Source organism: Sandaracinus amylolyticus, assembly GCF_000737325.1.
Classification (GTDB): Bacteria; Myxococcota_A; Polyangia; order Polyangiales; family Sandaracinaceae; genus Sandaracinus; species Sandaracinus amylolyticus.
On record NZ_CP011125.1, the window covers coordinates 6,640,782 to 6,665,796 of the forward strand.

General features: G+C 72.1%; 23 protein-coding genes. 7 read left to right on the top strand and 16 right to left on the bottom strand.

What is annotated here, in order from left to right; translation table 11 throughout:
* Positions 1-83 precede the first annotated feature (83 nt).
* From DB32_RS27980 to DB32_RS28005, 6 genes are all read right to left on the bottom strand, one after another.
* The gene (locus tag DB32_RS27980; RefSeq protein WP_157069473.1) at positions 84-656 is read right to left on the bottom strand and encodes a hypothetical protein; all 573 of its coding nucleotides are present in this window, start codon (positions 654-656) and stop codon (positions 84-86) included.
* 94 nt (positions 657-750) lie between these two features.
* Positions 751-1,101 carry a gamma-butyrobetaine hydroxylase family protein gene (locus tag DB32_RS27985; RefSeq protein ID WP_053235698.1) on the bottom strand — a complete coding sequence of 117 codons (351 nt, stop codon included), beginning with the start codon at positions 1,099-1,101 and terminating at the stop codon, positions 751-753.
* Between the two features lie 8 nt (positions 1,102-1,109).
* A complete protein-coding gene (recO, locus tag DB32_RS27990; RefSeq protein ID WP_053235699.1) occupies positions 1,110-1,835 on the bottom strand; it encodes a DNA repair protein RecO in 726 nt (241 codons plus the stop codon).
* 48 nt (positions 1,836-1,883) lie between these two features.
* On the bottom strand, positions 1,884-2,303 hold the full coding sequence (locus DB32_RS27995) for a helix-turn-helix domain-containing protein (RefSeq protein WP_240481261.1): 420 nt from the start codon (positions 2,301-2,303) through the stop codon (positions 1,884-1,886).
* A 59-nt stretch (positions 2,304-2,362) separates the two neighbouring features.
* Positions 2,363-3,103 carry a tetratricopeptide repeat protein gene (locus tag DB32_RS48605; RefSeq protein ID WP_169791585.1) on the bottom strand — a complete coding sequence of 247 codons (741 nt, stop codon included), beginning with the start codon at positions 3,101-3,103 and terminating at the stop codon, positions 2,363-2,365.
* Between the two features lie 582 nt (positions 3,104-3,685).
* Positions 3,686-4,354, bottom strand: a complete 669-nt coding sequence (locus tag DB32_RS28005; RefSeq protein WP_053235701.1) for a Crp/Fnr family transcriptional regulator — start codon at positions 4,352-4,354, stop codon at positions 3,686-3,688.
* Between the two features lie 166 nt (positions 4,355-4,520).
* Here DB32_RS28005 and malQ point away from each other — a divergent pair, with 166 nt between their 5' ends.
* Together malQ and DB32_RS28015 are read left to right on the top strand one after the other, a co-directional pair.
* On the top strand, positions 4,521-6,083 hold the full coding sequence (gene malQ, locus DB32_RS28010; protein ID WP_053235702.1) for a 4-alpha-glucanotransferase: 1,563 nt from the start codon (positions 4,521-4,523) through the stop codon (positions 6,081-6,083).
* Positions 6,084-6,099: 16 nt separating this feature from the next.
* On the top strand, positions 6,100-7,512 hold the full coding sequence (locus DB32_RS28015; RefSeq protein ID WP_053235703.1) for a sensor histidine kinase: 1,413 nt from the start codon (positions 6,100-6,102) through the stop codon (positions 7,510-7,512).
* On the opposite strand, the gene DB32_RS28020 is transcribed toward DB32_RS28015, so the two are convergent.
* Positions 7,513-7,761, bottom strand: coding sequence for a hypothetical protein (locus DB32_RS28020; protein ID WP_053235704.1), 249 nt, complete (start codon positions 7,759-7,761; stop codon positions 7,513-7,515).
* Between the two features lie 93 nt (positions 7,762-7,854).
* Here DB32_RS28020 and DB32_RS28025 point away from each other — a divergent pair, with 93 nt between their 5' ends.
* The gene (locus DB32_RS28025) at positions 7,855-8,418 is read left to right on the top strand and encodes a class I SAM-dependent methyltransferase (protein WP_053235705.1); all 564 of its coding nucleotides are present in this window, start codon (positions 7,855-7,857) and stop codon (positions 8,416-8,418) included.
* Here the strand turns inward: DB32_RS28025 and DB32_RS28030 are convergent.
* Together DB32_RS28030 and DB32_RS28035 are read right to left on the bottom strand one after the other, a co-directional pair.
* Positions 8,415-9,362, bottom strand: coding sequence for a hypothetical protein (locus tag DB32_RS28030; RefSeq protein WP_053235706.1), 948 nt, complete (start codon positions 9,360-9,362; stop codon positions 8,415-8,417). The genes DB32_RS28025 and DB32_RS28030 overlap by 4 nt on opposite strands.
* Positions 9,356-10,168, bottom strand: a complete 813-nt coding sequence (locus DB32_RS28035; protein ID WP_053235707.1) for a tetratricopeptide repeat protein — start codon at positions 10,166-10,168, stop codon at positions 9,356-9,358. Before DB32_RS28035 ends, DB32_RS28030 begins: the two co-directional genes overlap by 7 nt.
* A gap of 32 nt (positions 10,169-10,200) precedes the next feature.
* Between DB32_RS28035 and DB32_RS28040 the strand changes: the two genes are divergently transcribed.
* On the top strand, positions 10,201-12,510 hold the full coding sequence (locus DB32_RS28040; protein ID WP_075097650.1) for a serine/threonine protein kinase: 2,310 nt from the start codon (positions 10,201-10,203) through the stop codon (positions 12,508-12,510).
* A 40-nt stretch (positions 12,511-12,550) separates the two neighbouring features.
* Here DB32_RS28040 and DB32_RS28045 read toward each other — a convergent pair whose 3' ends face one another.
* The 3 genes from DB32_RS28045 to DB32_RS28055 all read right to left on the bottom strand — a co-directional run bounded on the left by DB32_RS28045 (position 12,551) and on the right by DB32_RS28055 (position 15,650).
* The gene (locus tag DB32_RS28045) at positions 12,551-13,132 is read right to left on the bottom strand and encodes a hypothetical protein (protein WP_157069474.1); all 582 of its coding nucleotides are present in this window, start codon (positions 13,130-13,132) and stop codon (positions 12,551-12,553) included.
* Between the two features lie 50 nt (positions 13,133-13,182).
* On the bottom strand, positions 13,183-15,108 hold the full coding sequence (locus tag DB32_RS28050) for an AMP-dependent synthetase/ligase (RefSeq protein WP_053235710.1): 1,926 nt from the start codon (positions 15,106-15,108) through the stop codon (positions 13,183-13,185).
* A 65-nt stretch (positions 15,109-15,173) separates the two neighbouring features.
* The gene (locus tag DB32_RS28055) at positions 15,174-15,650 is read right to left on the bottom strand and encodes an LEA/WHy family protein (RefSeq protein WP_157069475.1); all 477 of its coding nucleotides are present in this window, start codon (positions 15,648-15,650) and stop codon (positions 15,174-15,176) included.
* Between the two features lie 286 nt (positions 15,651-15,936).
* On the opposite strand from DB32_RS28055, the gene DB32_RS28060 reads away from it, so the two are divergent.
* Positions 15,937-16,545 carry an alpha-ketoglutarate-dependent dioxygenase AlkB gene (locus tag DB32_RS28060; protein ID WP_053235712.1) on the top strand — a complete coding sequence of 203 codons (609 nt, stop codon included), beginning with the start codon at positions 15,937-15,939 and terminating at the stop codon, positions 16,543-16,545.
* Here DB32_RS28060 and DB32_RS28065 read toward each other — a convergent pair whose 3' ends face one another.
* The 4 genes from DB32_RS28065 to DB32_RS28080 all read right to left on the bottom strand — a co-directional run bounded on the left by DB32_RS28065 (position 16,546) and on the right by DB32_RS28080 (position 22,139).
* Positions 16,546-18,213, bottom strand: a complete 1,668-nt coding sequence (locus DB32_RS28065) for a caspase family protein (RefSeq protein ID WP_053235713.1) — start codon at positions 18,211-18,213, stop codon at positions 16,546-16,548.
* Positions 18,214-18,241: 28 nt separating this feature from the next.
* A complete protein-coding gene (locus DB32_RS28070; RefSeq protein WP_157069476.1) occupies positions 18,242-19,294 on the bottom strand; it encodes a hypothetical protein in 1,053 nt (350 codons plus the stop codon).
* A 134-nt stretch (positions 19,295-19,428) separates the two neighbouring features.
* Positions 19,429-21,054, bottom strand: a complete 1,626-nt coding sequence (locus DB32_RS28075) for a serine/threonine-protein kinase (RefSeq protein ID WP_053235715.1) — start codon at positions 21,052-21,054, stop codon at positions 19,429-19,431.
* On the bottom strand, positions 21,054-22,139 hold the full coding sequence (locus DB32_RS28080; RefSeq protein ID WP_053235716.1) for a tetratricopeptide repeat protein: 1,086 nt from the start codon (positions 22,137-22,139) through the stop codon (positions 21,054-21,056). Before DB32_RS28080 ends, DB32_RS28075 begins: the two co-directional genes overlap by 1 nt.
* Positions 22,140-22,312: 173 nt before the next feature.
* Between DB32_RS28080 and DB32_RS28085 the strand changes: the two genes are divergently transcribed.
* Both DB32_RS28085 and DB32_RS28090 read left to right on the top strand, forming a co-directional pair.
* Positions 22,313-24,067: a phospho-sugar mutase gene (locus tag DB32_RS28085; RefSeq protein ID WP_053235717.1), complete on the top strand. Its 1,755-nt coding sequence runs from the start codon at positions 22,313-22,315 to the stop codon at positions 24,065-24,067.
* Positions 24,068-24,090: 23 nt separating this feature from the next.
* Positions 24,091-25,005 carry a hypothetical protein gene (locus tag DB32_RS28090; RefSeq protein WP_053235718.1) on the top strand — a complete coding sequence of 305 codons (915 nt, stop codon included), beginning with the start codon at positions 24,091-24,093 and terminating at the stop codon, positions 25,003-25,005.
* Positions 25,006-25,015: the final 10 nt, after the last annotated feature.

Here is a 25,015-nt window from a genome sequence, read left to right on the forward strand (position 1 = left end):
GAGAGGTGACCGATCGTGCCACGTGGAGGGCGCGTGTGGGCGCAGCCCGGCGCGTGAAGGCCGGGCTGCGCGACGGCGCGATCTCAGAAGTTGAAGTCGAGACCGGCCATGAACGAGTAGCCGGCGTCGAAGTGGAAGTCCCCGTCGTACCAGTCGGGGTAGAAGAGCAGGTCGAACGAGACCGGCCGGATCCACAGGTGCATCAGGCGATCGGCGAGCGCGAGACGCAGGTCGAACGCGGGCTGGAGCACGAGGTACGCGAGATCGTTGTCGCGCCCGTCCGGATCCCAGATGCCGCCGCCGATGAGCCCGCTCGGCCGCACGATCACGCCGATGTCGCGGTTCGCGTAGACCTCGATGTCGCCACCGAGGCGCATCCCGCCGAAGAACATCACGTACCAGTCACCGAAGGTCGGCACCGCCTCGAACGCGATGAAGAACCCGGTGTCGTCGCGACTGAAGTGGATGCCGAACTCGAAGCTCGTGCGGAAGTGCGCGTCATCGAACGCGTCCGCGTAGTCGTGCGCGACCAGCACGTACGGCCCGAGGCCGAAGCCGGCGTACAGCGGTCCCCGCGCCTCGGCGCGTGATGGAGCGACGAAGAGCGCGGCAGCGAAGAGAAGTCCTGCGACGATCAGCCCCGCGCGCGAAACCACCGCGTGCGGTCCGTGTGTGTTGCTCGTGGGCGACATAGTGCGCGCAACCATAGTCGCGTCCGCGCGTTTGTCGCGCACACCTCGCCGCATAAGGTCAGCGGCCGAAGCGCGCGTTGCGAGCGTCGTCGAGCGAGCCTTCGCCGAGCGGTCCCAGCGCGCGCAGGTGACGCCACGTGTAGATGCCCGTCGCGTGACCATCGCCCCACGCGATCCGCACCGCGTAGCTGCCGACCTCCTCGATGCTCGTGATGTCGAGGGACGCGCCCTCGAAGTCGCCGGCCCACTGGATCGGACCCTGATGTCCCTGGCAGTGCGCGCACGGACAGAACCCGCGGAGCACGACGTGCGGATGGCGCGTCGACGTCCCGTCGGACCAGTCGATCTCCATCACCCGCGCGCCCTCGGGCGCGCGCATCTCGATCGGGACCACCTCTTCGTCGCTCATCACCCGCCTCACCCTTCGCTGCGCGTCCGACCCACGTGCCGTCGCACGAACGCGTCGATCGCGCTCTCCGCCTCGCTCCGCGCGCGCTCGTCCCAGCCCTGCACCGCGTCGGTCCATGCGTCGCGCTGGCTCGCGATCATGTGCGCGCGCGTGCTCGCCGCGAGGTGCAGCGGCCCGCCTCCGCACGCGCGACACACGATCGCGCCGAGCCCCGCGTCGAAGAGCGCCGCACGATCCTCGGCGCGACGACCGCATCGTCCGCACGCATCGAGCCGCGGAGAGAGCCCCATCAGCGCGAGCGCGCGCAGCGTGAACGCGAGCCGCACCTCGATGCCCGGCTCGGGCGCGCGCGCATCGAGGACCTCGAAGAACCGCTCCACCTCGACGAGCCAGCGCACGTCCGGCTCGCGCGGCGGGACGAGCTCGCGCAGCAGCTCGATCGCCCCGCCGGCTTCGCTCAGGCACTCGAGCGAGCCGAGCAGCCGCGGGAACCCACGCACCAGGCGCGCGCTCGCGAGGCGCCCGACGTCGCCGCGCCCGAGCGCCATCTCGATCTCGATCAGCCCGAACGGCTCGAGCGCGCCGCCCGGGAAGCGTCGCCGGCTCGCGCGCGCGTTGCGCGCCATCAGCGACACCTTCCCGTGGGCCTCGGTGAGCAACGTGAGGATCCGATCCGCCTCGCCGTACGCGACGCTTCGCAGGACGACCGCGTGCGTCAGCTCGGTCTGGCTCACCGTGTCTCTGACCGGAGCTCGCTCCGGCCCTTCCTCGTACCGACGCGTCTAAGTCCGCTGCGTCTCCGCGTCGAGCACCGTGGTCGCGTGCGAGAGCTCGACCGGCGCGTCGCGATGACGCGGGCGGAGCACGATCGACAGCGCGAGCGTGAACAGGATCAGCAGGATCACGAGCGCGATCGCGATGCCGAACCGACGGCTGCGCTCGGGCGGCGTGATCGTCGCTGCCGCGATCGGGGCCGGGGCCGCGATCTGCGGGCGACGGTGCTGCGCCCAACGCTCGACCGCCTCGCCCTCGGGCACGCCGATGGCGCGCGCGTAGCTCTTGAGGAAGCCGCGAGCGAACACCTCTCCTGGGAGAGAATCGTGACGATCCTCCTCCAGGTGCTGCAGCATCTTCAGCGGGATGCGGGTCGTCTGCGCGAGCTCTTCGAGCGAGATCTGTCGGACCTCGCGCTCGTGCCTCAACCACCTTCCGATCGACTCCACTTGCCGCCTCTCCGGGAAACGGTGATCTCGAGCCCCGATCACGGGCTCGCCTCGAGGAAGCCACTGCAAGCACGGCCCGACTCGGTCTCCCGATCGAGCTCCACACAGCGCTCGAAGTCCGCGACCGCTTCGTCGCTTCGTCCGAGCCGAGCGCGGGTCTCCCCGCGCAATCTCCAAGCGTCCTGGAGGCGCCGGCACTCCTCGAGGTCGACCTCGAGCGCGTGCGTCAGCGCGTCGTCGGCGGCGCGGAAGTGCGCCTCGGCGTCGGTCTCGCTCGCGGCAGCGCCGCGCGACGAGTGGACGCGCGCGAGGAAGAACCACCCCGCGCAGTATCGCGGCTCGCGCCGCACGGCCTCGCTCAGCGCGAGCTCGGCCTCGCTCAGGTTCCCGAGCTCCAGGTACGCCCAGCCGAGGTTCCCCCATGCGAGGTGCGGCGTGCGGTTGAGCTCGTCGCCGGTCGCGATGCGCAGCTCGCGGACCGCGTCCTCGTACCGCTGCGTGTTCAGATAGAGGACGCCGAGCGTGTTGTGCGCCTCGGGCGTCAGCGAGGGCAGGCCGGCGCCGCCGAGCGCGCCGTTCGCGCGGAGCGCCTCGCGGAGCTCGCGCTCCGCCTCCGGGTGATCGCCGCGGAGCATCAGGAGCGTGCCGAGGACGAGGTGCGCTTCGGCGTTGTCGGGATCCAGACGGATGGCCTCACGCAGGTGCTGGAACGCCCCGGCGACGTTCTGCTCCTGCATCAGCCCGACCCCGAGGTCGTATTCCGCCTGGGAACGCCGCACGTCTTCCTCGCTCGGTCCCCCGCCGCACGCGCCCAGCGACATCGCCCACAGGGTTGTGAGGAGCGCTGCGGCGCCGATGAACACCCCTCGCGGAGCTGAGCCCGCGAGCCCGGAACCCCCTCGCGGCGCTGAGCCCGCGATTCTGGAAACACCTCGCTGCATCCGTCGGCCACCCGCCCGGAAGCGGCGGCGGCCAGATCTACCGGGGTGTCGGCGGGCCGTCAATGTGGATCCCTCCCCGCGTCGCCCCGCGGAAAATGCCCCGTGCGCTCGAATCGTCGTTGTACACCGACGCTGGCTGCGGATCTCTCGACGCGGGGCACCGTTCGAGGACGGCGACCTCCGTGCTCGGGATGGCCTCGGTCGAGCGCGCGCGGCCCGAGCCAGCTCGCGAGACGATCTCGGTCGAGCGCGCACGACCCGAGCCATCTCGCGGGTCGAATCCGGTCGAGCGCGCACGACCCGAGCCATCTCGCGGGTCGAATTCGGTCGAGCGCGCACGACCCGAGCCATCTCGCGGGTCGAATTCGGTCGAGCGCGCACGACCCGCCGTCGCTTTCAGCTCGACCGGGTCGGGAGGGCTCAGGGGAAGCCGCCCCGTACCTCTTCCTTCATGCCGAGCAGCTGGTAGAGCTGTCGCAGCGCGTCGAGGTCGGGGAGGATGATCTTCTCGTCGGCGATCCGGAGGTACCCGCCGTCGCGCAGCTGCTGGACGGCCTTCTTCACCGCGTCGACGTCGAGCCCGACCCGGCTCGAGAGCTCGAGCGGCGAGATCGACAGCACGTATCCCTCGCTGGTCGCCTCGAGCCCGGCCGTCAGGCGCAGCAGCGTGTTCACCACACGCGAGGGCTGGTCGCGCAGCATCGCGTTCTCGAGCTGCTCTTCCGCGTGGCGGAGCCGTCGCACGAGCTGCTCGACCAGGCGGCTCGCGACCTCGGGGTTGCCCGCGAGCAGCACGCCGAACGTGCGGCGATCGAGCGCGAGCACCTGCGCGTCGGTCAGCGCGACCGCCGAGGCGCTCCGGCGCACGCGCGGGAGCAGCGCGTCCTCCCCGAAGAGATCCCCGGGCTTCAGCACCGTCAGGCTGCGCTCGGCGCCGCGGATGTTCTTCACCAGCCGGACGCGGCCGTCCTGCAGGAGATAACAGTGCTCCGCGGACTCGCCCTCGTCGTAGATCGTGTCGCCGGCGGCGTAGGAACGGCCGAAGCGCTCGAAGAGACGCTGGCGGTCGGCTTGTCCGAGCTCCTGCATCGGGAAGCGCAGACTACCTCAACCGGGACGCGGGGAGCCCACCTTTTCCGCACGTTCGTGCGCGCGAGGCGCGGTGCGTACGTGTGAGCCGGCGCGATGCGGCGGCGAACGTGACTCGACTTGGCGTTCCGTTTCGGGCACACCTCGGCCCGGTGGTGGTGCACGGATGAAGATCCTCGGACGGCGTTCGGCGGGTGTCCTGGTCCCGCTCTTCTCGATTCGGACCGGACGGGAATGGGGCGTCGGCGAGTACCCCGACCTCGCGCGCTTCGCGAAGTGGGCGGGCGACGCCGGGTTCTCGCTGGTGATGACGCTGCCGCTGCTCGAGCCTTCGCCCGGGCAGGACAGCCCGTACTCGTCGTGCTCGTTCTTCGCGCTCGATCCCCTCTATCTGCGGATCGCCGACGTGCCGGAGCTCGAGGCGCTCGGCGGGATGAGCGCGCTGACGGCGGACGAGCGCGCGCTGCTCGACGCGGTGAGCGAGTCGCCGCGGGTGCGCCACGCCGACGTGCGTCGCCTGAAGGACGGCGTGCTGCGCCGCTGCTTCGAGCGCTTCGAGCGCGACGTGGACGCGTCGAGCGAGCGGCGTCGCGCGCTCGCGCGCTTCGTCGACGAGCACGCGCACTGGATCCACGACTACGCGCTCTTCCGCACGCTCAAGGACCGCTTCCCGCAGAGCTGGCGCGACTGGCCGGTCGAGGTGCGCGACGCGAGCCCCGAGCAGATCGCGGGGCTGCGTCGCGCGCACGCGCGCGAGATCGCGTATCGCACGTGGCTGCAGTACCTCGCGTTCGGGCAGCACCAGGCCGCGCGCAAGGAAGCGGCGGCGGCGGGCGTGGCGCTCGGGGGTGACGAGCCGTTCCTCGTCGCCGACGACAGCGCGGACGTGTGGGCGCGCAAGGATCGGTATCGATTCGACGCGACGGTCGGCGCGCCCCCCGACGCGTTCAGCGCGGACGGTCAGGAGTGGGGGCTTCCGCCGTATCGCTGGGAGCGCATCGCGGAGGAGCGCTACGAGCTCTTCGCGCAGCGCGGACGGCACACGGCACAGCTCTACGATCTGATCCGCATCGATCACGTGGTCGGGCTCTACCGCACGTACCACCGGCCGATCGACAAGAGCGCACACTACTTCTGGCCGCAGCACGAGCCGCAGCAGCGCGCGCAGGGCGAGGCGGTGCTGAAGGCGTTCGCGTCGTCGGGCACGGAGCTGATCGCGGAGGACCTCGGGGTGATCCCGGACTTCGTGCGCGCGTCGCTCAAGGAGCTCGGCATCCCCGGCTATCGCGTGCTGCGCTGGGAGAAGGATCACGATCGCTTCCGCGATCCCGCGGCGTGGCCGGAGCTGAGCGTCGCGACGACGGGCACCCACGACACCGAGAGCTCGATCGAGTGGTGGGACGCGCTGCCCGAGTGGGAGCGCAACGCGGCGCGGCGCATCCCGCAGCTCGCGGACGTGCCCGCCGAGCGCGCGCGGAAGTACGGCGAGGAGCTGCACGCGGCGCTGCTCGACGCGGTGTACCGCAGCCCGTCGCGGCTCGCGCTGCTGCCGGTGCAGGACGTGCTCGCGCTGCGCGATCGGGTGAACACGCCGAACACGGTGGGCCCCGAGAACTGGTCGTGGCGCATGCCGTGGACCGTCAGCGTGATGGAAGAGGACGCGATCGTGCGCGGTCGTCGCCGTCAGCTTCGTCGGCTCGCAGAGCTGACCGAGCGCGTGTCGCGCTGAGGTAGCATCGGCGCGCGTGTCGGAGCGCGTCGCGGATCCGTTCGGACGGCATGCCGCGTCGCGGGTGCGCGGGCTCGGTCTGCGCGCGCAGATCACGCTCGCGCTGATCGCGGCGCTCGGCATCTCGGTGACGCTCGTGGCGATCGCGATCGATCGGCTCGCGTCGCGGGCGCTCGAGCAGGAGCGCGAGCGCGCCGCGCAGATCGCGGCGGAGGGCGCCGCGGCGATGATCGGACGCGCGGATGCACCGGAGATCGCGGTCGATCGCGTCGAGCACGCGCTGATGCGGCCGGAGTCGGTGATCGGGCTCGCGATCGTCGGCGACGACGGATCCGTGCGCTCGCAGCGCGGCGAGGTCGGGCACGGCGTGATCGGCGAGGCGCGTCTCGCGGACGGCGTGGTGCGCGTGTGGGTCTCGAGCGCGATCGAGGGCGATGGCGCGGGCACCGCGCTCGTGCGGCTCGTCGTGCTCTACGCGGTGATCACGTCGCTCGCGATGCTGGTGCTCTGTTACGCGCTCCTCACGCGACTGATCGTGACGCCCGTCGAGGCGCTGACGCGCGCGTCGGAGCAGCTCGCGGCGGGGCGTGGGACCGCACGATCGCCGGTGCAGGGCGCGGCCGAGGTGCAGCGGCTCGCGCTGTCGTTCAACGCGATGGCCGAGGATCTGCGGCGCGAGCGCGCCGCGCTGGTCGAGCGGCTCGCCGACCTCGAGCGCGCGACGAAGGAGCTCCGTGCGACGCAGGACTCGCTGGTGCGCAGCGAGAAGCTCGCGTCGGTCGGACGGCTCGCGGCGGGCGTCGCGCACGAGATCGGCAACCCGCTCGCCGCGATCCTCGGGCTGCTCGAGCTGGTGCGCGGCGGCGGGCTCGAGCCCGCGGAGGAAGCGGAGTTCCTGAGGCGCATCCAGCACGAGACCGAGCGCATCCACCGCATCATCCGCGATCTGCTCGACTACTCGCGCGCCGGCGCGGACGCGCCGATCGGGCGCGCCGATCTCGGCGAGGTCGTCGCGAGCGCGGTGCACCTCGTCGCGCCACAGAAGGATCTGCGGCGCATCACGATCGAGCAGCGCGTGCCCGAAGAGCTGCCGCGCGTGCGCGGCGAGGCCGACGCGCTGACGCAGCTCGTGCTGAACCTGCTGCTCAACGCGGCGGACGCGATCGAGGGCGAGGGGTCGATCACGATCACGATCGCGGAGCACGACGACCAGATCGCGCTGACCGTCGACGACACCGGGCCCGGCATCGCGCCCGAGGTGCGCGATCGTCTGTTCGAGCCCTTCGTGACGACGAAGCCGACGGGCAGCGGCACCGGGCTCGGGCTCGCCGTGTGCTGGACGATCGTCGAGCGCGTGGGCGGGACGATCAGCGCGGAGGACGCACCGAGCGGCGGCGCGCGCTTCGTGGTGCGCCTCCAGCGCGCGTGATCACTCCGCGGGCGCGGCCTCGACCTCGGCAGGCGCGTCGGCGACCGCCGCCTCGACGGGCGCTTCCGGCGCAGGCTGCGCCGCGCGCCACAGCACGAACAGCGTCAGCAGCGCGAGCAGCACCAGACCCGTCACGGGCAGCCACATCGGCGTGTCCGCCGCTTCGTCCTGGACGGGCGGGAGCTCGGGGTGCTCGCCCCCGGCGTGATGCGCGTGATCGACTGCTGCGCCGTGCGTGTCGTGGGCCATGGAGGCGCGGAGGATAGCCACGCCCGTGCACCACGCGCAAACGTGGCGAGCGGTTGACGTCACCTCGCGCCCTCGCCACGCTCCGCGACCGAAATGGCCGAGGAAGATCGGGTCAAGTGGGACAAGAAGTGGTCGGAGCGCGTCGACCGCCCGCGCTCCTCGCCGGGATGGGTCGCCGAGCTCGACGCCGAGATCCCGCGCGACGGTCGCGGCCTCGACGTCGCGGCGGGCGCCGGCCGCCTCGCGCTCTACATGGCGCGCCGCGGGCTCGACGTGACCGCGGTCGACATCTCGCCGGTCGGGCTCACGCTCGCGCGCGAGGCCGCGCGTGACGAGGGCGTGAAGATCACGACGTCGGTGCGCGATCTCGAGCGGCACGGCCTGCCCGAGGGCACGTGGAACGCGATCGCCTGCTTCCACTACCGCCAGCCCGATCTGTTCCTGCAATTCCGCGGCGCGCTCGCGCCCGGCGGCGTGCTGATCGCGGAGGTCGCGACGGTGGCGAGCCTCGAGCGCGACCCGTCGAAGCCCAGCGCGCGCTGGCTCGCGGAGCGCAACGAGCTGCTGCGCGCGTGCGAGGGCCTCGACGTCGTGTACTACCGCGAGGGCTGGCTCGGCGAGCGCGCGATCGCGCGCGTCCTCGCGCGCAAGCGCTAGGGACAGTCGCGCGCGCAGCTGCCGCGACAGCAGGTGCGCGCCGCGCCGACGTTGCAGCGCGTGCCGCACGCGCCGCAGTGCATCTCGTCGGTCTGCAGGTCGATCTCGCAGCCGTCGACACCCGAGAGGTTGCAGTCGTCGAAGTTCGCGGTGCACGCGGTGATCTCGCAGAAGCCCGCGATGCACTCGCCAGTCGAGTTGCGGAAGTCGCACGCGACACCGCACGCGCCGCAATTCGACTCGTCGGTGTCGAGAGCGAACCCCTCGTCGGTCATCCCGTCGCAGTCGTCGTCGCGCATGTTGCACGTCTCGGTCGTGACGACGCACGAGTCGATCGACCCCGCGTCGACCTCGACGAACGCGTCGACCTCGACGAACGCGTCGACCGGAGGCGGCGCGTCGACGGGCACCGGCGCGTCGATCGGGACGCTCGCGTCCATGCTCGCAGCCGAGGCATCGATCGGGAACGGGTCGGGCGTGCCGGTCCACTCGGTGAGCTCGGACGCCGCGACGTCGATCGCGCGACACCCGCTCTCGCCGCACGTCTGCTCGGAGCCGCACACCGCGCCCGCGCAGCGCGCGAAGAGGTCCATGCGCAGCATGAGCGTGCGGCCCTCTTGGAACGTGAAGCGCTGGGTGCGCTGCACGAGGAGCCCGCCGCCGCGATTGCCGCTGAGGCGCACCGTGAAGAGCCCGCGGCGCCCTTCCTCCCACACCAGCGCGAGCGTGCGCGGCCAGTCGGGCTGACCCGCGCCGACGCTCGCGTTCGCCATCTGCACCTCGCCGCCAGGCGCGATCACGGTCGCGATCACGTTGTCGATCCCGAGCGGTCCGCGGAGGTCGGTGTCGACGACGACCATCACCTGCGTGCGCGGCGTCGTGTTGCTGCACGACGCGAGCGTCGCGATCAGCGCGAGCGCGAGCAGGAACGAGCGCCTCACCATCGCAGCACCCCCGGCTCGAAGTTGCCCGGGATCGGGTCTTCGACCTGGCCCTCGTCGCTGCTCACCGCGACGACCACACCGATCACCACCGCGACCGCGACGACGCCACCGCCGATCGCCGTCCAGAACCACCACTGCTCTTCCACCCGCTCGCCGCCGGTCGACGGTGTGCTCACCGCCTCCTCGGGCGCGTGCTGCATGCGCTCGAGCGTGACCACGCGATGCTCGCCCGTCGCGATCTGGATCTCGGCGCGGGCCTCGCGGCGCAGACCGTACGACGCGGTCGCGGCGTGTGCGCCCGGCGCGAGCGGCACCTCGCGCGTCGGATCGCGCAGCGTGTACTGGTCGATCGCGATGTCGGCGCCGTCGAGGTCGCGCACGTCGAGCCGCACGTAGCCGGCGCGCTCCGCGATGTGCGCGCGGAGATCACGCGCGTGCTCGCCGATGTCGGCGGGCGTGGTGGAGTCGGCGAGCACCGACTCCACGAGCACCGATGCCTCGGGGTACTCGCCCTGCTCGAAGAGCACCGACGCGAGGTTGTAGCGGATGGCCGGCGCGTCGCGGTTCGCGAGCGCTTGTCGGAAGCGGGACTCGGCCTGCTCCCAGCGCTGCTCCGCGACGAGCTGCACGCCTTCTGCGAAGAGTGTTCGCGCGAGATCGGTGCGTCGCTCGCGCGCGTCCGCCTCGAGCACGCTGCTCTGTTGTGCGTGCGCGTGCGGTGATGCGACGTGAGATGCGACCATCAACACGGCGATCGATGCCGCGTTCGTCCACGCGCTGGATGCGATCGGATAAGCGCTCGCCACCTCGGCTCCACGTCTGATAGAAGTGGTCAGCAGTGTCGTTCAGCCGACGATACACGCTCGAAGTACCGCTCGGCGAGAGCGCATTGGGCAGCGTGTGGACCGCGCGAGACGCCGACGCGGATCGCAAGGTCGTCGTCATGCAGCTCGACGAAGAGGCGGGCGACGCGGCGCGCAAGTTCTTCTTCGCGAGCGCGGAGAAGCTGCGCGGCATCGATCATCCGAACGTCGTGCGCGCGTTCGACCACGGCGAGACCGAGGAGGGCGTGCCCTACCTCGTCGTCGAGCGGCTCGACGGCGAGAGCCTCGCGATGCGCTGGGCCAGCGCGCCGCTCAAGGTGAGCGAGATCGTCGACGTCGCCGTGGGCATCAGCGAGGGGCTCGCGGCGCTGCACGCGGCGGGCTTCGCGCACGGCGACCTCGAGCCGGGCAACGTCTTCCTCCACGGCGACGGAGCGCGCGAGGTCCCGAAGCTGATCGGGATCGCGCTCAACCGCGCGCAGATCCGCGCGAGCGACGACGCCGAGAGGACGTCGCTCGCGACGCTGCACAACCTCTACGCGTACGCGGCGCCGGAGCAGGTTCGCGGTGAGCTCGTCGCGAGCCCGGAGGCGGACCTCTACTCGCTCGCCGCGATCGTCTACGCGGCGATGGCCGGGCGTCCGCCGCACATGGCGAAGAACACGATCGCGCTCGTCGACGCGGTGCTGCACAAGCGGCCACCGGCGCTCCAGAGCGTGAAGAAGGAGCTCGCGGCGTTCTCGCTGACGCTCGATCGCGCGATGAGCAGCGAGCCGAAGAAGCGCTACGCCGACGCGAAGCAGCTCGGGCGCGCGCTGAAGTCGTGCCTGCTAATGGCGAAGAGCGTCGCGTCGATGGAGCTCCCGGTCGGACCGCGGAAGCCGATCGGCGATCCCGAGACGGGCGTGCTCGCAGCCGCTGCGAAGCCCACGAGCACAGCGAAGCCCACGAGCACGGCCAAGCTCGCGAGCGAGTCGAAGCTCGCGGCCGCGAGCAAGCCGGCCACGGACGCGAAGACGGCGCCGGAGACGAAGCCCACGGCCGACGCCAAGTCGGCGGCGACGAAGCCCGCGAACGATCCCGCGGCGCCCGAGGCCTCGACGCCCGCGGCCGAGACGAAGCCGGCGAACCTGCCTGCGACGAAGCTCCCGACGCCCGCGGCCGGCGCGACCAAGGTCGCGGCGGTGCCCGCGACGAAGCTCCCCGCGCCTGCCGCCAAGGCGATCGCGGCGATGCCGGCGTCGAAGCTGCCCGCGAAGACCGAGAGCAAGCCGAGCGACGTCGACGCCGTCGAGGCTGCGCCGGACGCGCTCCCGGCGGCGACGCCTGCACGTCCGACGCTCGACGTGAGCGACGACGAGGTGCGCGACGCACGGCCGAGCGAGGTCGATCTCGTCGCGCTCGCGGAGCCCGCGCGCCCGTCGTTCGAAGAGATCGACGTGCCCGACGAGGCCGCGCCCGCGAAGCCGCCCTCGCTGCCCGCGAAGTCGAGCCCCGGCACGACGAACGCGCCTCCGCGTCCCGAGCGCCGCTCGGCCGGCGACTCGATCGAGATGTCGAGCTCGGAGCTCGAGATCGTCGCGCCGGCGGCCGCCGCTGCGAGCACCGCCCCTCCCCCGCCGCCGTCCGCGAAGCCCAGCAGCGCACCGCTGCCGTCGGCCGCGCTCGACTCCGCGGCGTTCATGCCTTCCGCGCTGCCCGTCACGCCGTTCGATCCGACCACGCTCGACGCGCCGCCGCCGGCATCGTCGAGCGCGCGCCTTCCGTGGGCGATCGCGATCGCGCTCGGTGCGGTGCTCGTCGTGCTGATCGGGTGGATCGCGACGCAGCGCGGCGAGCAGAGCACGACTGCGACGAGCGACGTGCCCGCGAGCGCGAGCCCCGCGACGCCCACGGCGACGACGGCACCAGATCCTTCGGACTCCGAACCTTCCTCGGTCGCGCCCGACCCGCAGGCCCAGCCTGCGGCGCCCGATCCCGCGCCGCCGCCGGTCGCGACGACGGCTCCTCCGGAGGTCGCGCCGACGCCGCCGGCGCCCGAGCGCGACGTCGCGCCTCCGGCACGTCCGACGCCCCCGCCGCGCGCGACCGCCACGCGTCCTTCCGCACCGCGCGCAGCTGCGCGCACCTCGGCGCGATCGAGCGCTCCGCGTGCGACCGCAACGCGCGCGACCGCTCCGCGTCCGACCGCCACGACCGCGCCGCGCACCACGGCGCCGCGCACCACCGCATCGTCGATCCGTCCGAGCCCGAGCACGTCGTCGTCGAGCACGACGTCTCCGCCTCCGCGGCGGCCGACCGTCGTGACCGATCCCGGCTTCTGAGCGCGCTCCCGCGCGTCGCGAGGGAGCCTCGCGCGCGCGATCAGCGGGTCGACTGCGGGTGGCAGCCGAAGCACGTCATCTCGGGCTCGCCGAGCTGCGTGCGGATCGTCGGCAGCACCACGTCCGTCATGAACGCCCAGTCCTCGGGATCGCGCTGCGCCGCGCGCTGCCAGCGCTCGCTGCCCTCGGGCGGCAGCGGCGGGAGCGAGCGCGACGGCATCTCGTAGTTGCGCTGCGGACCGTCGTCGCCGTGGCAGCTCGCGCAGTCGAACTGCGCGAACTCCTCGCGGTCGTGCTCCGCGAAGATCTCCGCGTGGATCGGGAGCACGTACGCCACCATGTACATCTCCTGGTCGGCGTGGCTCATCTGATCCCAGGGCTGCGGCGGCGGGTTGATCCCGAGCAGCTCGCGCGCACTGCCGCGACCGTGATCGACCGTCGGCTCGCCTTCTTCGAAGCCTTCGCTGTCGAACCCTTCGAGCTCCGACGACGTCGCCTGTCCGCCCGTCGTGCCCTCGCCCTCCGTGCTCGAGCTCGTGGTCTCGCTCGAGCTCGATCCACCACCACCACACGCGCCGAGGACGAGCACCGACACGATCGCGATCAGGGAACGAACCCTCATGAGCACCTCTCTGCGTCGCTCATACACCCGGCCGGCCGCGAATGTCGAGGTCACGGCTCGAGCGCGAAGCCATCCTCCGTATAGGCACGATCGAGCAGCGACGCGTACTTCGCCTCGACCTCCTTGCGCTTCACCTTCATCGTCGGCGTGAGCTCGCCCTGCTCCTGGCTGAAGTCGCGATCGAGGATCACGAAGCGACGCACCTGCTCGACCCGCGCGAGATGCTCGTTGCCGCGGCGCACCGCCGCGCGGATGCGCTCGCGGAACTCGGGATGCGCGACGACCTTCGCCATCGCGAGGTTCAGCGCCTCGGTGCGACCGCTCGGGTTCGCCATGAGCTCCTTCTGGCGCGCGTCGAGCTCCTCCTTCGTGCAGAGCCCGCGCGGGATGCCCCACTCGAGCGTCTCGATCGGGCTCGGCGCGACGATCGCGGCGACGTAGTTGCGACGATCGCCGTGCGCGTGGACCTGCGAGATCAGCGGGTCCTGCTCCTTGATCGCCTTCTCGATGTTCGCGGGCGAGAGGTTCTTGCCGCCGGCGGTGATGATCAGGTGCTTCTTGCGATCCGTGATCTTCAGGTACCCGTCGCCGTCGATCACGCCGACGTCGCCGGTGTGCAGCCAGCCGCCCTCGAGCATCTCCTCGGTCGCCTGCGGGTTCTTGAGGTAGCCCTTGAAGACCCACGGGCCGCGCACGAGGATCTCGCCGTCGGGCGCGATGCGGTGCTCGCTCGGCGGGATCACGCGACCGACGGTGCCGAGCTTCACCGCGCCCTCGCGGTTGATGTGCGTGACGACGGTCGACTCGGTCATCCCGTACGCCTCGTAGATCGGCAGACCCGCCGCCCAGAAGAACTCGAGGATCGCAGGCGCGGTCGGCGCCGCGCCGGTGACCATCATCCGCACGCGACCGCCGAACGCCGCGCGGATTCGTTGGAACACCAACCGATCGGCGATCGCGTACTGCGCCGCGATGCGCGCCGGCACCGGGCGCCCTGCGAGCATGTGCTCGAGCCTTCGCTTGCCGACGGTGTTCGCCCACGCGAAGAGGCGCTGCACCGCGGGCTTCTGCTTCTCGATCTCCGAGAAGATCTTCGCGTGCGCCTTCTCGAAGATGCGCGGCACGCTGCCGAACACCGTCGGCGCGACGCTCTTCAGATCGTCGAGCACCGTCGCCGTGCTCTGTGCGTATGCGGCCGGGATGCCCGCATCGACGCGCCCGTAGAACCCGAGGACGCGCTCCGCGGCGTGCGCCATCGGCAGGAAGTTCAGCGACAGATCGCTCTGCCGCAGGTTGGTCGCCTCCGACGCGCTGCGGAGGATCGTGAGGATGTTGCGGTGCGCGATCATCGCGCCCTTCGGCGGGCCGGTCGTGCCCGACGTGTAGATCAGGATCGCGGTGTCCTCGGGATCGATGCGCTCCTGGATCTCGCGGATGTCGCGCTCGGGGAGCGCCTCGCCCTCGAAGCGCGTCGGCGGCACGAGGCGCGGATCGCGACCCTCGAAGCGTCGATAGAGCGCCATCGTCCACGGCACGATCGCGACGAGGCCCTTCAGACCCTTCGCCGCGGCGAGCACGGTCTCGATCTCCTCCGCCTCGTCGACGAAGACGACCTTCGCCTCGCTGTGCTCGAGCAGATAGCGCACCTGCTCCGGCGACTGCTTCGGATAGATCCCGAAGCTCACCATCCCCGCGAGCTGCGCGCCGAGATCGTCGATCGCCCACGCGGGCTGCGTCGGCCCGAGGATCGCGACGCGATCACCGGGACCGAGGCCGAGCGCGAGCAGCCCGCGCGCGACCTTCGCGGAGCCGTCGAGGAAGCCCTGCCACGTGATCGGATCCCACGCGCCTTCGCGCTTGCGATGCAGCGCGGGGAGCGAAGCGCTGCGCGCGCAGCGCAGGAAGAACATCTCGCCGAGGGTTCGCGCGGCCGGCGCGGTGGTGCGCGCCGGGAGATCGGGGCCGAGCTCGAGCATCGCGAGCCAGGCTATCGCGAACCCAACACGCGGAGAAAGACGCTGCCTGCGGAGAACGACGCGGGCTACTGCGCGGTCAGCGCGGGCACGTCACCGGTGAGCTCGAACGGCGTCTGCAGCGCGCCGTCGCCGGTCCCTCCGTCCGCGTAGAGCGTCCCGCGCGCGACGTACTGATCGGCGCGCACCGTCGCGAGCATCGCGACCGGCACCGAGACGTCGAACACGAACGCGCGCTCCGAGTCGGCCTCGAGCGGCTCCTCGCCCTCGATCTCGAGGCTCGCGACGCGGTTGCCGTCGAGCACGAGCTCGCCCGTCGCGCGCCTCAGAACGACCTCGGCCTCGTTCGGGTTCGTGACGATCACGCGGATGTCGAAGATCGCCTGCTCGCCCTCGATCGCGCGGAGCTGCGCCTCGGGACGCGCGATCTCGAGCGGGCGCAGCGCGGAGGACGCAACCGGTGTGGTCTCCTCCTCGCCCGGCGCCGCACCACAGCCCGCCCCCATCATCGACAGCGCGATCGCGATCGCCACGAGAGTCCGCATCGACACCTCCACGCGGGCGCATCGTACGCGATCGCGCTTCGGCTTCTCCCGCCCGCGCCATCCGCTACGCGCGGAGCATGTTCGTCTCGTCGATCATCTCGCGCGGAGGTCACGCGACGTGCTGCGCGCGCACGTGCCGACGCGGTCCCGCTCGTGCTGCGGGTCGCGTTCGCGATCCTCGACGCGGCGCTCGAGGAGCTGATCGGGTGATCGTGCACGTGATCGCCGACGCGACGATCATCCTGACGATTTGACCACCACTGAACATCGGCTCAGCATCTCACAAATGCAGCTCGATCCCGCGCTCTTCACGCGACACGCGCTCGACGAGACACACGCGCTCCACGAAGGCGAGCTCCCGCCCGCGCTGCGCCCCGACGCTGCGACGTTCGAGCGCCTCTGGGCGCTGCACCCCGACGCGTTCCACGAGATCAAGATGCACGGGCGTCTCGTGAAGACGCCGCGGTGGCAACAGGCCTACGGCGCCGACTATCGCTACACCGGCAACGTGAACCGCGCGCTGCCGGTGCCACCCGAGCTCGAGGCGCTGCACGAGTGGGCGCGCACGATGATCGATCCGCGTCTGAACGGTCTCTTGCTCAACTGGTACGACGCGGCGCACGAGCACTACATCGGCAAGCACCGAGACAGCACGATCAACATGGTCGAGGGGACGCCGATCGTGACGGTGTCGTTCGGCAGCGAGCGCGCGTTCCGCCTACGCCCGTGGCGCGCGCAGGGGCTGCGCGACTTCGCGGTGCGCGACGGCACCGTGCTCGTGATGCCCTGGGAGACGAACCTCGCGTACACGCACGAGGTGCCCCACGCCGCGCGGAGCGAGGGGCGCCGCATCTCGGTCACGCTGCGCGCGTTCCGCAGCGAGCGCACCGCGTGATCACGGAGGCGGGCTGGTGAGCGCGATCGAGGGCAGCGTCGGGATCGTGAGATCCTCGCCGCGCGGATAGACCCAGAGCACGTCGCTCCAGCGCACCGAGCCGCGACGCACCACGAGGCGCTGCATCGGGTCGAGGCTGCCCTCGCGGTTCATGAGCCGGTGATCGGTCACGAACCCGTCGGTGAGATAGTCGGTGAGCTCGCCGACGTAGAGCACCCCGTCGTGAGGGCGGCGATCGGCGTGGCCGAGCACGCCGTTGCGCAGATACCACGAGAGATATCCGCCGGCGCGACGCGGCTCGGCGGTGTCGCTCAGCACGTCCTCGTCGCTCGAGAAGAGCCCGACGCGCCCGGCGCGACGCACGAAGTCGTCCGCGAAGCCGCCCGAGTGGCACGAGTCGAGCGCGAGCACGACGGTCCCGGCGTTCACGGTGTCGAGCGCGGCGACGACCTCGGTGTCGGTGATCGCGCCGTCGATCATCTGGATGGTCTCGTCGAGCCCGTCGAGCTCGCTCGGATCGTTCACCGCGGGCTGCACGTTGCCGTGCCCCGACCAGAACACGACGACCACGTCCTGCGGCTGCGCGCGCGACGCGATCGAGCGCAGCCCGTCGAGGAACGCAGCGCGCGTCGCCATCGCGTCGGTGAGCACGATCTGCTCGTCGACGCGCTGCAGGTGCGCGCCGCGCATCGCCTCGCCGAGCAGGCGCGCATCGTCGGCGCAGCCGTAGAGGCGACCGTGCGTGACGTACTCGGTGATGCCGGCGTAGAGGCCGAGCACACGACCGCCGCCCTCCGGGCCCGCGAACGCGCCCGCGGGCGAGACGTCGCCTGCCGCGACGATCACCGGCGGGCGCACCGACGTCGTGACCTGGAACGCGCCGCCGCTCGCGTGACCGTACGCGCTCACGAGCAGCTGGTAGATGCCGGTGACCGGCGCCGCGACGATCAGCGTGCTGTCGAGCGCGCGCTCGGTGCCGTCGGGCCCGAGATCGTTCGCGTCGTCGTTGATCCACTGCTGCCCGTGCGGGCCGCGCACCTCGGCGATCGTGTCGAACTCGCGCGAGGTCACGCGCACGCGCACGATCGATCCGCCCTGCGCCTCGAACCAGAGCGGCACCACGCCGGGCCCGAGATCGGCGTCGACGGGCGTCGCGCCCAGCGTGCCCGCGACGCGCTGGCCGAGCTGCATGCGCGCGCCGACTCCGTCGGGCGCGCGCGCGTCGACGCGCAGCTGGAACCGACCGCTCTGCCCCGGCGGCGCCGTCGTGACGACGACGCGGTACGTGCCCGCGCTCGGCGGCACGAACTCGAGCATCGCGTCCAGCGAGTGCGGTGACACGTCGTCGTTCTCGAGCGCGAAGCCTCCCGGGCCCGCGATGCGCAGCATCGGGTCGAGCTCGCCCGCGGGGACGCGGAAGCGAACGCGCTGCGACGGATCGAGATCGATCTCGTACGCACGCTGGTGTCGCCCGGTGTCGTCGACGGGATCGCCGGGCGAGAGCGCGTCCTCGAACGATCCGAGCGCGATGCGTCGCGGTCCGACGACGACCGTGGCGTCGCCGTCCGCCACGCTGCGCGCGTTGCGCGCCGGACCGCGCGGCACCGTGGCGCCGCCGCAGCCCGCGACCATGACGAACATCAGGAGGAGCGCGATCGCCTGTCTCATCGAGACAGTTGTACGACGCGACGCGCGCTCACGTCCCGCCGTCCGGCACACCGGCGTCCGCCGTTCCGCCGTCGGACGTCGTCGCGCAGAGATCCGCGAGCGGCGGTCCTTCCGCGAGCCCCGCGACGCGCACGCGCGTGCCGGTGAAGCCGACGCCGAGGCTGATCGCGTCGCACACCACGCCCGGCCCGCCCGAGCCCGGCGTCGAGCGCACGTCCGCGATGCGATCGAGCTGCGAGTTGAGCAGGTCGTACTCGGTCTCGCCCTCGCACACGCCGATGTTCCGCGCGGTGACGAGCAGATCGTTGAGCGACCATCGACCCGCGACGCGCACGTCCTCGAGCATCGTGCCGTCGGCGGAGATGCGGCCCGTCGCCTGCGCGCCGGTGAGCCGCACGAGCACGCCGTACGCGTCGGCCGGGAAGATGATGTCGACGCGATCGGGCAGGCGCACGACGAGCACGCCGTCGGCGACGTACGCGTTGTCGTCGCGGATCAGCGGGCGTCCGAGATCGTCCATGAGGAACGCGTCGTCGCGCACCCAGAACCAGTCGCGCCCGTCCCACACCGGGCGCGAGCTCGCGGGATCGGCGGGCACCGAGGGAGGCTCGTCCGACGCGTCGCCGGGCGCGCCGAACACCGCCTGCATGATCGCCGCGTCGACGCGCGAATCGTTGGGCTCGCCGTTCCAACCGCGCAGCCGGATGATCGGGAGCCCCTGGCCCTTCTCCTGCGCCTCTTGCGCCTCCGACTCGAGATCGGGCGTGGTCGCGTCGACCAGCGGGAAGAAGCGGAACCCGAACACGTTGTCGACGCCGCCCGCGCCATCGACCGGCGGGTTGCGCTCGGCGGGCGGAACACACTCGCTCATCAGATCGGGCTGCTCGGTGCAGAACCCGTCGAGATCGTAGCCGTACGCCGGCCAGTCGTTGCCCTGCTCCATGACGACCATGCGCAGGCCGAACGCGACCTCGGGGCCGTCGCCGTCCGCCACGTCGGGGCGCGTCGGGGGCTGCGTCCGCTGCTCGCACGCGCTGCCCCCGCCGGCGTCGACACGGTCGAGCAGAGCGGGGTCGTACACGCGGCAACCGGACGCGAGCGGAGCGATCGCGATCACGCATGCGAGCCACGTGGTGGTCGCTCGGATGTCGAGATTCATAAGGAAGTGGGCCCTCCCACGAGACCGGCCTTCGGTGCGCGAGCGCGCGCGCGACGTCAGCGCCGGTAGGGGTTCACGATCAGATCGCCATCGTCCTCGTCGTCGCTCGCCGCGGCGGCGCTCGCCTCCGCCTCCGCGCGACGACGGCGACGCGCCTCGCGCGCCGACTCGCTCTCGCGGCGCTCCGGCGACGCCGCGGTCTCGTCGGAGCGCGCGGGCTCGGTGGCCTCGGCGCGCTCGGGCGTCCCGACCGGCTCGGCCGACGGCGCCGCGGTCGCCGCGGCTTCGCTCGGCGCGGGCACCGCCTCGGGCGTGCTCGGCTCGGCGCTCGTCGAGCTCACCATCGCGGGCGGCGCCGCGATCGCCGGCGCGGTCGTCGCGCTCGGCGCGCTGGCCGCGATGCCGAGCGCGAACGCCGCGCCGACGCCGCCGATCACCAGCAGCGCGAGCACCGCGACGATCCACGCCTTCGATCGCGATCGCCGCGGCGCAGGCTGCTCGCCGGACACCTCGCTCGCGAGCGTCGACGGCTTGGCGCCGACGGTCATCTCGCTCGTGTCCAGCACGATCGGGCGCACCGCGCTCGGCGTGAGCGACGCGGGGCGACTGCTGCTCGGCTGGCTCGGCTGCGATCCACCAGGGCCCGGCAGCGGGAGCAGCCCGCCGCGCATCTCGGCGCGGCCGAGCGTGTCGGTCGCCGCGCGGATTCGCGTGTTCTGGGCATCGATCTTCGGGCCGAGCAGCTCGCGCACGAGACGCCCCACCGCGCGCGGGCTCGCGACGCCGCCGCACGCCGGCGCCGCGTCCTCGATCGCCTGCACGAACTCCTCGGCGGTCTGGTAACGCGCCTCGGGATCGCGCTCGAGCGCGCACGCGCAGATCGCGTCGAACGCCGCGGCCTCGGGCACGTAGGTCGAGGGCGGGACGATCGGCTCGTTGAGCAGGCGATTGAGCAGCTCGCCGTTGTTGTCGGCGCGGAAGAGCCTCCGCCCGGTCAAGGTCTCCCACAGCACGATGCCCATGCTGAAGAGGTCGCTGCGCTGATCGGCGCGCCCGCTCGAGGCCTGCTCGGGCGCCATGTACGAGAGCTTGCCCTTGAACTGGCCGTCGCGCGTCGAGCTGAGCCGCACCTCGGCCTTCGCGACGCCGAAGTCGGTGATGCGCGCGACTCCGTCGCTCCCGATCAGCACGTTGTGCGGCGACACGTCGCGATGGACGATCCCGAGCGCGAGCCCGTCGGGATCGGTGAGCGTGTGCGCGGCGCCGAGGCCCTCGAGCGCGTCGATCACCAGGCGCGCCGCGATCGACGGCGGGATCGGCGTGTGCGCGCGCGCGGCCTCGCGGAGCAGCGCGCCGAGGTGATCGCCCTCGATGTACTCCATCACGAGGAAGTAGCCGTCGCCCTCGGTGTCGGAGATGTCGAGCGTCGGCACGACGTTCGGATGACGGATGCGCGCGGCGAGGCGCGCCTCGTCGAGGAACATCGAGATGAACTCTTCGTCGTGCGCGAGGTGCGGGTGCAGCACCTTGATCGCGACGAGCCGCTCGAAGCCCGCGACGCCCTGCGCACGCGCGACGTAGACCGTCGCCATGCCGCCCGACGCGAGCTGGACGAGCACTTCGTAGCGACCGAGACGCCGGCCACTCAGATCGCGCATCAGCGAGGCGGGCGCAGCCGTCATCAGAACGTCCCTCCCACCAAGCCGTAAGCACCGCCCTCGATCGGGACGAGCGCAGCCGAGACCGAGGCCTCGTCGCTCGAAGGCTCCCCATCCCAGTCGGTGAAGATCATCAGCACGACGGTGACCGCCGCGAGACCGGCCGTGACGCCGATCAGCACGTTCGTGCGCGTCTCGCGCGCCTGACCGTCGGACAGACCCTCGGGCGTCGGGCTCGTCTCGTACGCGTCGACGCCGTCGAGCGTGTCGATCCCCGACCACGTGAGCACGCCGCCGGAGATCGCGGTGAGCGCGATGCCGGTGACGGCGAACGCGGGCGACAGGCCGCCGCCGCTCTCCACAGGACGCACCGGCTCGGTCGGCTCGGTCGCTTCCGTGGGCTCGGCCGGCGTCGGCTCGGGCGTCGCGACCGCGACGGGCTCGGGCGGCGCGGGAGGCGCCTCGAACCGAAGCTCGCGCGTCGCGCCCGCCTCGCCGGCCGCGACGTCCTGCTCGGCGGTGCCGGTCGAGAACGACGCGCGCACGACGTGATCGGTGCTCGGCGCGACGAAGAACGAAGGGTGCTCCATCAGCGTCCCGTCGAGCTCGACGGTGCACGGCTGATCGCAGACCACGTCGACGCGCACGAGCTGCGACGCGAGCCGCAACGTCTGCTCGCTCTGGCGATCCGCGTCGCGATCCCCGGCGTGCATCGCGCGCAGGCGCAGCGCGAGCGTCGCGGCGCGCACCGTGTTGCCCGCGCGCTCGTGCGAGCGCACCGCCTGCACCAGCGCCGCGGACGCGGGCGCCATGCGGTACGCGGTCTCGAACCACTGCGCCGCGCGCGGATAGTCACGCGCGAGATACGCGCGCGTGCCGCGGTCGAACGCGTCGGCCGCAGCCTGGCGCTCCTCGGCGGTGGGCTCGCGCGTGGTGCTCGGCGCGGTGGGCGCCTGCGCGTGCGTGACGCACGGCGTCGAAGCGAGGACGCTCAGCAGCAGACACGCGAATGTCGCGAGGAGGAAACGTGCACCGCGCGCCCGCTCGTGAAGCGGGCGTTGCCCCGAGCGTGATCCGCTCGAGTCACCGCGGCGCAGTCGTCGATGCATCCCCGACCCGACACGATCAGGATGCCGACGCGTTGCGTCGTGGGTCAAGACCCTCCCCGACACGCGCGCATTCGTGTGCGCCGACGCGCCCGGGTGCGAGGTCGCGCGTGGCTGGCCACATGGGCGCCACCCCCCTCGCATCGCGCGCGAGGCGGGCGTATGAAGGAGCCGCCATGACAGCGACGACCGACGATCTCCGCGCGCGAGCCCAGGCCTGGATCGCAGACGACCCCGACACCGCGATGCGCGACGAGCTGAGCGCGCTGATGACCGGCGGGGACTGGAAGGAGATCGCCGATCGCTTCGCGGGGCGGCTCGAGTTCGGCACCGCGGGTCTGCGCGGTGTGATCGGCGCGGGCCCGAACCGGATGAACCGCGCGGTCGTGCGCGCGGCGAGCGCGGGGCTCTGCGCGTACCTCGAGCAGACGACGAGCAACGCGAAGGAGCGCGGGATCACGATCGGCTACGACGGCCGCCGCATGAGCGTCGAGCTCGCGCGCGAGACCGTCGAGGTCGCGACCGCGCGCGGCTTCCGCGTGCATCTCTTCGAGAGCGTCGAGCCCACGCCGGTGCTCGCGTACGCGGTGAAGCGGATGAACGCGGCCGCGGGCGTGATGGTCACCGCGAGCCACAACCCGCCCGAGTACAACGGGTACAAGGTCTACTGGGGCAACGGCGCGCAGATCATCCCGCCGCACGACGTCGGGATCGCGGCGGCGATCGACGCGGTCGGCGCGCTGATGAACGTGCCCCTGCTGCCGTTCGAGCAGGCGAAGGCGAGCGGCCTCGTCACGATCCTCGGCAAGGATCTCGAGGACGAGTACCACGCCGAGATCCAGAAGCTCCTCGTCGCGCCGAGCACCACGCGCGATCTCCGCATCGCGTACACCGCGCTGCACGGCGTGGGTGATCGTCACGTCCGCCGCGCGCTCGCGACCGCGGGGTTCACGCAGGTGCACAGCGTCGCGTCGCAGGCCGAGCCCGACGGCGCGTTCCCCACCGTGCGCTTCCCGAACCCCGAGGAGCAGGGCGCGATGGACGCAGTGCTCGACCTCGCGCGCGAGATCGACGCGGAGGTCGTGCTCGCGAACGACCCCGACGCGGATCGCCTCGCCGTCGCGGTGCGCACCGCGCCCGGCTCGTACGTGCAGCTCACGGGCAACGAGGTCGGCTGCCTGCTCGGCCACTACCTGCTCGAGCACGGCCCGAAGGATCCGAAGCGCACGGTGATCAGCTCGATCGTGAGCTCGCCGATGCTCGGCGCGATCGCGCAGGCGCACGGCGCGCACTGGGAGCACGTGCTCACGGGCTTCAAGTGGATCGCGAACCGCGCGATGGAGCTCGAGAACGACGGCTACCGCTTCGTGTTCGGCTACGAAGAAGCGCTCGGCTACACCGTCGGCCCGCTGGTGCGCGACAAGGACGGAGTGAGCGCGGCGCTGCTCGCGGCGGAGATGACCGCGTGGTGCAAGGCGCACGGCCGCTCGCTGATCGACGAGCTCGAGCTGATGTCGCGCCGCTACGGGCTCTTCTTCAGCCGACAGGTCTCGGTGACGATGAAGGGCGCCGACGGCGCGCAGAAGATCGCGCGCATTATGGACGGCGCGCGCGCGAACCCGCCGGAGACGCTGGGCACGCACGCGGTGCTCGCGATGCAGGATCTCGCGCGCGGCGAGCGCCGGGTGCGCGGCGGGACGGTCGAGAAGCTCGCGCTGCCGCCGAGCAACGTGATCGCGTTCGAGCTCGACGGCGGGCACCGCGTGATGCTGCGCCCCAGCGGGACCGAGCCGAAGATCAAGTACTACTTCGATCTGCGCGAGGTCATGGGCGAGAAGGAGCCGGTGCACTCGGCGCGCGCGCGCGGCGAGCGCATGCTCGAGTCGCTGGTCGAAGCGTTCCTCGCGTACGTCGGGCCCCTCGGGGCCTGACGCGCGCGCTATGCTCGCGAGCGATGCGCACACTCGTCGCTTCGCTCGCGATCTCGATCTCGCTGTGGCTGACCGGCGTCGCGGCGGCGCAGGACGCGAGCCCCGACGTCGCGCTCGGGCAGGCGCGCGAGCTCGTGCTGTACGCGCGCTACCCCGAGGCGATCACCGCGGGTCAGGCGCTCCTCGCGCGCACCGATCTGAGCGCGACGCAGCGCAACGCGACGCTCGAGCTGATCGCGACCGCGCAGATCGCGAACCGTCAGCCGGCCGATGCGCGGCAGACGCTCGCGACGCTCTACGCGCGTGATCCCGGGCATCGCCTGAGCGATCCCGATGCGAGCCCGCCGGTCATCTCGGCGTTCGCGCGGGCGCGCGAGGCGCGTCCCCAGCCGATCGCGCTCGGCTTGCAGCACGAGTCGCCGGGCACGCTCGCGCGCCGTGAGCCCCCGGTGATCGAGCTGCGCGTCGGCGACGGAGCGGACGCAGTGTCCGAGGTGCGCCTCGCGTACCGCACCGCGGGCGAGCCGGGCTACTCGCAGGTCGTGATGAACCCGCGCAGCGGCACGTGGACCGCGCGCATCCCGGTGGTCGGCACGAGCGATCGCGCGCTCGACGTCGCGTACTACCTGACGGTGCTCGCGCCCTCGGGCGCCGAGCTGGGGCGCGTCGGCTCGGACGCGGAGCCGCTACAGCTGCGCATCCCCGCCGAGGTCCCCGATCCGCGCGGCGTGGCGATCGCAGCGAACGGCGAAGGCGGCGTGCCGCTCGACGGCACCGAGCGCGACGGCGGCGGCGGCAGCGTCGCCGAAGAGCCGTGGTTCTGGGTGATCATCGGCGTGCTCGTCGCGGGCGGCGTGGCGGCCGGCGTGATCGTCGCGACGCAGCCGGCCGGCGGGCCCGATCAGGGCACGCTCGGCACGGTCACGCTGATGCGCTGAGCTCGCTCGG